Source organism: Neobacillus fumarioli NBRC 102428, from assembly GCF_001591485.1.
Classification (GTDB): Bacteria; Bacillota; Bacilli; order Bacillales; family Cytobacillaceae; genus Neobacillus; species Neobacillus fumarioli.
Window position 1 is genome coordinate 1 of the sequence record NZ_BCUZ01000214.1, and the last position, 2179, is coordinate 2179.

Below are 2179 nucleotides of genomic sequence, written 5' to 3' on the forward strand. Positions count from 1 at the left end.
GTGAATCCAAAATGAAGGACTATCCATCCAAAACGGATAGTCCTATTTCTTTCGCATTTCCCAGCGCTCGAGATGTTTCCATCTGGTCAAGTGCGGATAAGGGTCGAATGCCCATTCTGTGATTCCGTTATCCTTGTACATCCCATAATGCAAATGAGGCGGAAACTTGCCGGATGTGCCCGGAGGACCGTACCCAGAGCTGCCAACTCCTCCGATCACCATCCCGGGCTCGACCACTTGTCCAATATGGAGATTTGGGGCAAATCCGCTCAGATGGGCGAAGTAATGATACGTATTATTAATATCGCGAATCCCGATTCTCCAGCCCCCGTACTTATTCCAACCCTTCATTTCGATAATGCCGTAACAAGTCGCCCTTACAGGAACGCCGTAACCTGCAAAAATATCGGTTCCTTCATGCATCCGTCTGCCGCCCCAGCCTCGGGCATCTCCCCATGTACTGCGGTAACTGTGATTGGATCTGAGCGGAAGTGGAAATACCCGCTTATCCAAATCAAGCCGGCCAAAATGGCGGTATATTTTTGCATAGCCCGTAATGATGCCGACCGTTTTATCCCGGTGATAGTAATTCCATAAGCCAATTTTTATATTATCTTGATCCACACCGAAACCCGTCAAATAATGGGCAACGGCATAAAGAACATCTTCGTCGCTGTTTAAGCTTGCCTTGCCGTCGCCATCTCCATCCACTCCCAATCCATTGAAAAATTGAATAATGGCGGGATTTTCTTCATTGATATTTGGATTAGCCAGCCCCGCCCATTTTTCCGGTGGAATATAAATCCCAACCAAACTATTGGGTTTTGGCAAATCACGGCGGACCTGGCGGATATTTCGTTCATATTGATCAATGGCTGCTAAATAGTACCAGGGAATATGGGTGACGGTTTCAACTTTTTTATACAGATTCATTCTTTCATCATTCGGATTTTGCAACTCTGCCGCTTGAGCATCCCTAACAGCCATTGATAGTAGTAAAAATAAAAGAAAAGTACTAGTCGTTAGAATTACCCGCACAAAAGGGATCCTCCTTCCCATTCATGTACGAAGTTAGTTTATGGATTCTCTGATTTTTCATTTACACAAAAAATTGGAAATCAGAAATTCCGTGTAGAAAGTACCAGCCGCTTGTCGTTCTTTTAACAGTATGATAAAGTGACAAAAGGAGAGTTCAGTCGACATAGGAACCAGTAAGGGGTGCAAAAATGAGTAACAGAGATGAAATACTTAGAAAACCGGAATGGTTGAAAATAAAATTAAATACAAATGAATCTTATACCGGATTGAAAAAATTAATGCGCGAAAAGAATCTCCATACGGTGTGTGAAGAAGCTCGCTGCCCAAATATCCATGAATGCTGGGGAGCAAGAAGAACGGCCACCTTCATGATTCTTGGGAGTGTTTGTACCCGTGCCTGCCGCTTCTGTGCTGTCAAAACGGGACTACCGACAGAGCTGGATTGGCAGGAACCGGAAAGAGTGGCTGATTCGGTGCAAATCATGAACCTGAAGCATGTCGTTGTAACAGCTGTTGCCCGCGATGATTTAAAAGATGGCGGTGCAGCTATTTTTGCGGAAACCGTTCGTGCCATCCGTCGGAAAAATCCATTTACGACCATTGAAGTGCTTCCGTCAGATATGGGCGGTAAGGAAGAAAATTTGCGTATTTTAATGGATGCAAAGCCGGATATTTTGAATCATAATATTGAAACAACCAGAAGGCTGACTCCAAGAGTTCGGGCGCGGGCCAAATATGACCGCTCTCTTGAATTTCTGCGTCGGGCAAAAGAAATGCAGCCAGACGTACCGACCAAATCAAGCTTAATGATTGGCCTTGGCGAAACGAAAGAAGAAATTCTTGAGGTTATGGATGACTTAAGAGCCAATCATGTGGATATTATGACAATTGGTCAATATTTACAGCCGACAAAAAACCACTTAAAGGTTATAAAATATTACAGTCCAGAAGAATTTAATGAATTAAAGCAAATTGCGCTCGAAAAAGGCTTTAGCCATTGTGAAGCAGGACCGCTTGTTCGCTCTTCTTATCATGCAGATGAACAAGTAAATGCTGCAGCCAAGCAAAAACAGCTCTTGGGTGAAAGCACTGTACAGGAAGCTCAATAAAGAAACTCGCCAAGCGGCGAGTTTTATTTTGG

At 44.0% G+C, this 2179-nt stretch carries 2 protein-coding genes; one reads left to right on the top strand and one right to left on the bottom strand.

Annotated features, from left to right (window positions below; translation table 11 throughout):
• Positions 1-42 precede the first annotated feature (42 nt).
• Positions 43-987, bottom strand: a complete 945-nt coding sequence (locus BFU02S_RS15635) for a M23 family metallopeptidase (RefSeq protein ID WP_157075969.1) — start codon at positions 985-987, stop codon at positions 43-45.
• Positions 988-1226: 239 nt separating this feature from the next.
• On the opposite strand from BFU02S_RS15635, the gene lipA reads away from it, so the two are divergent.
• Positions 1227-2147, top strand: a complete 921-nt coding sequence (lipA, locus tag BFU02S_RS15640; RefSeq protein WP_066372688.1) for a lipoyl synthase — start codon at positions 1227-1229, stop codon at positions 2145-2147.
• Positions 2148-2179: the final 32 nt, after the last annotated feature.